This is a genomic window from Pseudomonas sp. PKS, assembly GCF_051913525.1.
Taxonomy (GTDB): domain Bacteria; phylum Pseudomonadota; class Gammaproteobacteria; order Pseudomonadales; family Pseudomonadaceae; genus Aquipseudomonas; species Aquipseudomonas guariconensis_D.
This window is the reverse complement of sequence record NZ_JBEGDO010000046.1, coordinates 1-1,664: the sequence shown is the minus strand read 5'-3', so window position 1 is coordinate 1,664 and position 1,664 is coordinate 1. Positions and strand designations below refer to the sequence as shown.

Sequence of the window (1,664 nt, the reverse complement as noted above, 5' to 3'; positions counted from 1 at the left end):
GCTACGACCGCACCGGCGCACAGCGCTTCGCCGAAGACGGCTACGACCGCACCGGTGCACAGCGCTTCGCCGAAGACGGCTACGACCGCACCGGCGCACAGCGCTTCGCCGAAGACGGCTACGACCGCACCGGCGCACAGCGCTTCGCTGAAGACGGCTTCGACCGCACCAATGCCCACCGCATCAGCTGATCCGATGCGAGCGCCCAGCCCGGCTTCGGCCGGGCTTGATCATTTCCAGCGGGCTGGAGCCTTGGCACACTAGGCACCTCGTCCACAACAAGGAAAAGGCCCACGGGCCTTGCGCAGATGTACTACTACGAACCCGCCAAAGGCCATGGCCTGCCCCACGACCCGTTCAATGCCATCGTTGGCCCCCGCCCTATCGGCTGGATCTCTTCCCAGGACCAGCAAGGCCGCCTCAATTTGGCGCCCTACAGCTTCTTCAACGCCTTCAACTACATTCCACCGATCATCGGTTTCTGCAGCGTTGGGCGTAAAGACAGCCTGAACAACATCGAGCAGACCGGCGAATTCGTTTGGAACCTGGCCACCCGAACGCTGGCCGAGCCGATGAACCAAAGCTGCGCGGCGGTAGCCGCGGATGTCGATGAGTTCGAATTGAGCGGTCTGACGCCGACGGCATCGCGCATCGTCGGCGTACCTCGGGTAGGCGAAAGCCCGGTGGCCTTCGAATGCAAGGTAAGCCAGATCGTGCAGCTCAAGCGGGCCGACCAGGCGCTGGTGCCCAGTTGGCTGATCTTGGGGGAAGTCGTGGCCGTGCACATCGCCGAGCATCTGCTCAAGGACGGCATCTACGACACCGCCGCCGCCGAGCCGATCCTGCGGGGAGGAGGCCCAGCGGACTACTTCGAGCTGGGCAATCTGTTCAAGATGGCCCGCCCGCAGGTCTGATCAGAAAATCAGTTCGCCTTCCTCGCCCACGCCTTGCAGGCGTGCGAGTTCGGCACAGGCGGCCTCGTCGGCCGCCACTGCACTCTTGAAGACCTGGCCATCGAGCACCTTGTGAAAGCGCGGCGCGCCGCCCATGCTCAAGGCTTTTACGGCGATCGCGGCGTTGTAACCGCCACCTTCCACCGGGACCATCGCCGAAACGGCTTCGAAGTGGGGAAATTCTCTACGTGCCATGCTGCAAATCCGCATCCGAAAAAACTAGGGCCGCCATTCTACCCCTCAATCACGGATGAAGCTTCAAGCCTCTGTGAGAGCAGGTTTGCCCGCGAAAGGGCCCATGCAGACAGCCAAGGGCCATCAGGCAAACGTATGCAGGTCCAGGCTGCTTACCACCTGGGCCTGCACCAACTCGCCGAACACCTCAAGGGTCGGCGAAGCGAAGTAGCCGCTCATCGCTTGCTGGTCGCACCAACTGCCGCTGAGCAACCACAGGTCATCGTCGGCCTGGGACCGCTGTACGGTGAAACTCAGGCAACCCGGCGTACGCAGCGAAGGCTCCAGCAGGTCGCGCAGACGCGCGCCCAGTTCCGCCGAACGACCGCTGCTGGCACGGATGAAAGCCAGGTGAGTGACCGGTTGTGGCTGGGTCATGAACGATCTCCTTGAAGCATGCGGACGGAAAAACCAGGCTGCCAAGGTTAGTGCCCCGCCCTCGCGCGACGTTAGGTCATTACTGCCGCTCGATTGCCT

Annotated in this window: 3 protein-coding genes and 1 pseudogene; 2 read left to right on the top strand and 2 right to left on the bottom strand. The window is 63.0% G+C overall.

What is annotated here, in order from left to right; all coding sequences use genetic code 11:
* Window positions 1-191, top strand: a pseudogene (locus ABOA88_RS24010) (hypothetical protein); the annotation flags it as partial.
* 117 nt (window positions 192-308) lie between these two features.
* On the top strand, window positions 309-914 hold the full coding sequence (locus tag ABOA88_RS24005) for a flavin reductase family protein (RefSeq protein WP_043206434.1): 606 nt from the start codon (window positions 309-311) through the stop codon (window positions 912-914).
* Here the strand turns inward: ABOA88_RS24005 and ABOA88_RS24000 are convergent, their stop codons facing one another.
* Window positions 915-1,148: a hypothetical protein gene (locus tag ABOA88_RS24000; RefSeq protein WP_196171281.1), complete on the bottom strand. Its 234-nt coding sequence runs from the start codon at window positions 1,146-1,148 to the stop codon at window positions 915-917.
* 123 nt (window positions 1,149-1,271) lie between these two features.
* Entirely contained in the window at window positions 1,272-1,565 is a 294-nt protein-coding gene (locus ABOA88_RS23995; protein ID WP_196171282.1) for a putative quinol monooxygenase, read from the bottom strand.
* Between the last annotated feature and the right edge of the window lie 99 nt (window positions 1,566-1,664).

Coding starts and splice junctions, on each gene's coding strand:
- ABOA88_RS24005 (WP_043206434.1), top strand. CDS start 309: ATGTACTACTACGAACCCGCCAAAGGCCATGGCCTGCCCCACGACCCG.
- ABOA88_RS23995 (WP_196171282.1), bottom strand. CDS start 1,565: ATGACCCAGCCACAACCGGTCACTCACCTGGCTTTCATCCGTGCCAGC.
- ABOA88_RS24000 (WP_196171281.1), bottom strand. CDS start 1,148: ATGGCACGTAGAGAATTTCCCCACTTCGAAGCCGTTTCGGCGATGGTC.